Annotated in this window: 3 protein-coding genes; all 3 read right to left on the reverse strand. The window is 64.6% G+C overall.

Translation table 11 applies throughout. The features are described 5' to 3' along the window. Positions 1 to 53 precede the first annotated feature (53 nt). Positions 54 to 1,574, reverse strand: a complete 1,521-nt coding sequence (tnpC, locus tag PJE01S_RS24045) for an IS66 family transposase (protein WP_377372109.1) — start codon at positions 1,572 to 1,574, stop codon at positions 54 to 56. 85 nt (positions 1,575 to 1,659) lie between these two features. Further along, positions 1,660 to 1,995, reverse strand: coding sequence for an IS66 family insertion sequence element accessory protein TnpB (gene tnpB / locus PJE01S_RS24050; protein WP_068836236.1), 336 nt, complete (start codon positions 1,993 to 1,995; stop codon positions 1,660 to 1,662). Continuing rightward, entirely contained in the window at positions 1,992 to 2,387 is a 396-nt protein-coding gene (gene tnpA, locus PJE01S_RS24055) for an IS66-like element accessory protein TnpA (protein ID WP_068836237.1), read from the reverse strand. Before tnpA ends, tnpB begins: the two co-directional genes overlap by 4 nt. Positions 2,388 to 2,444: the final 57 nt, after the last annotated feature.

Consider the following 2,444-nt stretch of genomic DNA (forward strand, 5'->3'; position numbering starts at 1 on the left):
GTAAGCGTGTGGGCAACCCATGTTGACCACCCAGTGGTGGCCGTGGCTGACAATCAGTCGTGAGCCGACTGGGCGGCCGGCCAGCGATGCGGCAGCAACTCCCCGATCTGACTGGCGCGCTGCGTGGGCAGGCGCGTGAGCACGTCTTTCAGATAGGCATAGGGGTCGTGCCCGTTGAGTTTGGCCGACTGGATCAGGCTCATCACGGCAGCTGCGCGCTTACCTGCCCGCAGCGAGCCGGCAAACAACCAGTTGTTCCGGCCAATGGCGATCGGCCGGATCTGATTCTCGATGTGGTTGTTGTCCATGGGCAGGCGTCCGTCACCTGCGAAGCGCGTGAGCGCCGCCCAGCGTTTCAAGCTGTAGTCCAGTGCTTTGGCTGTAGCGGACCCATCGGTGATCTTCTGGCGGGTCAGCAGCATCCACTGGTGCAAGGCATCGAGCACCGGTTTTGATCGGCTTTGCCGGATGCGTTGGCGTTCGTCGGGCGCCAGGGCCTGCACCTCGCGCTCGATCTCGTAGACCTTGCCGATCTGCTGCAGCGCGCTCTCGGCGACCTGGCTCTTGTTGCTCGCGTGCAGGTCGAAGAATTTGCGCCGGGCGTGCGCCATGCAGCCTGCCTCGATCACGCCATGGGCAAACCCGGCCTTGTAGCCCGAGTAATCATCGCAAACCAGGCTGCCCCGCCAGTCGCCCAGGAACGCTCGAGCATGTTCACCCGCGCGGCTTTCGCAGAAGTCGTAGACCACCGCCCTGATGGCTTCGAACGCCCCAGGCGCGTAGGCCCAGAGGTAGGCCCGGTGCGTCTTGCCGTTACCCGGTTTGAGCATCTGCACTGGTGTCTCGTCCGCGTGCAGCACGCCGTGTGTGAGGATTTCTTCTTTCAAGGCGTCAACCAGCGGCTGCAACTGCACGCCGCACGAACCCACCCACTGCGCAAGCGTCGAGCGCGGGATGGCGAATCCGGCACGCCCGAAGATTGCCTCCTGGCGGTACAGCGGCAGGTGATCCGCAAACTTGGCCACCAGCACCTGGGCCAGCAGCCCGGTGGTGGGGATGCCCTTGTCGATCACGTGCGCCTCCACCGGCGCCTGCACCAGCGTTTCGCAGTGCGCGCAGGCCCACTTGCCGCGCACATGACGTTCAACGGTGAACACGCCCGGCTGGTAGTCCAGCTTCTCGGCCACGTCCTCGCCGATGCGTTTCATCTGGCAGCCACAGCTGCAGGTGGTGGACTCAGGCTCGTGGCGGATCTCCCGGCGGGGCAGGTTTGCCGGCAGCGGCTGGCGCTTGGGTTGCTGCTTCTCGCGGGGTACAGCCTCGACCGAGCTGAGCTGCTCGATCTCATCGCTGACCGCCTGCAGGTCGGCATCCAGCGTTTCGTCCAGCAGGCTTCTTTGCTCGGCGCTGTAACGTTCCGACTGCGCGGCGAACTTCAAGCGCTTGAGCAGCGCGTTCTCATGGGTGAGTTTGTCGATGAGGGCCTGCTTGTGCCTCACCTCCACCAGCAGTCGGCCCGTCAGCTCGCGCAGTTGTTCTGCGCTGAGGTCTGACAAGGATTGCTGTTCCACCACCATGCCCGAGAGTATGCCAATAGCGGCAGCCTGCGGCCATTGGCAATTCTCCGGATTGCACGACAGCGTTCACTCAACGGAAGAGTCAGACCACGGTGATGATGCCGTTGTCGCCGATGCGCTGCCAGGGCAGACCGAGTACCAAGGCATCAAGTTGGGCGCGGCTGATCGTGAGCTGGTGGGCGCCGCTGGGCGATGGCCAGACGAAGCGGCCCTGGTGCAATCGGCGGGCAGCGAGCCAAATGCCAATGCCGTCGTGGATCAGCACCTTCAGGCGGTTGGCGCGCTTGTTAGCAAACAGGTAGGCGTGGTGGGGGTGGGCGGCACCGAAGACGGCGACGACCCGGGCCAGGGCGGTGTCGGTTCCAGCACGCATGTCCAGGGGAGCGACGGCCAGCCAGGCCGCGTCGATGCGGATCATCTTAGCCAGTCGCGCAGCCAGGCGGCGCACGATGCCGCAGCTTCGAGCGGCCAGTTCACGGTGACCGAGCCTGTGCTGCGGCGAACTTCAATGCGGATGTCGTGTTCGGCCTTTGCTGGCGCAGCGGTGGCCTCGGGCAGATCGACTGCGGGGACCTGCAGGGTCAGCGGCACAAATTCCTGCGGTGTCATCGCCTGCAATTGGCAGGCATGCTCGCGAAGCCAGCGGTGAACGATGTTGGCGTTGATGCCATGGGCCAACGCAACGCCAGCGACCGACGCGCCCTGGGCCTGACATTCGGCGACGACCTGTGTCTTGAGTTCTGGGCTGTAGAAGCGCCGCTTGGGGCGCCCGGCGATCGCCTCGCTCGCCATGGTGTGCATGATCTTCATCGCGCACACGATGCCCGACTGCCGGGTCTATCTCAAGATGGGATCACCGTCCGCTTA

Source organism: Polaromonas jejuensis NBRC 106434 (genome assembly GCF_001598235.1).
GTDB lineage: Bacteria > Pseudomonadota > Gammaproteobacteria > Burkholderiales > Burkholderiaceae_C > Polaromonas > Polaromonas jejuensis.

Coding starts and splice junctions, on each gene's coding strand:
- tnpB (WP_068836236.1), bottom strand. CDS start 1,995: ATGATCCGCATCGACGCGGCCTGGCTGGCCGTCGCTCCCCTGGACATG.
- tnpA (WP_068836237.1), bottom strand. CDS start 2,387: ATGAAGATCATGCACACCATGGCGAGCGAGGCGATCGCCGGGCGCCCC.